At 66.1% G+C, this 254-nt stretch carries 1 protein-coding gene; it reads left to right on the top strand.

The window, feature by feature from the left end; translation table 11 throughout:
• Positions 1-254: prolyl oligopeptidase family serine peptidase (locus CH341_RS32935; protein WP_146604808.1), on the top strand; the 254-nt coding region annotated here is incomplete at both ends.

The raw sequence follows: 254 nt of genomic DNA, 5'->3' as shown, positions 1-254 counted from the left end.
AATACGTTCACGGATTTCATCGCCGCCGGCGAGCATCTCGTGGCCGAAGGCTTCACCAAACGCGGGCAGATCGTCGCCCATGGCGGCTCGGCGGGCGGCATGCTGATGGGCGCCGTCGCCAATATGGCGCCCGATCTCTTCGGCGGCGTCATCGCCGACGTGCCCTTCGTCGACGTCCTCAACACCATGCTCGACGACACTTTGCCGCTCACCCCGCCGGAATGGCCCGAATGGGGCAACCCGGTCGAAAGCGC

It is taken from the genome of Rhodoplanes roseus (assembly GCF_003258865.1).
Classification (GTDB): Bacteria; Pseudomonadota; Alphaproteobacteria; order Rhizobiales; family Xanthobacteraceae; genus Rhodoplanes; species Rhodoplanes roseus.
This window is presented reverse-complemented; position numbering and strand designations above follow the sequence as displayed.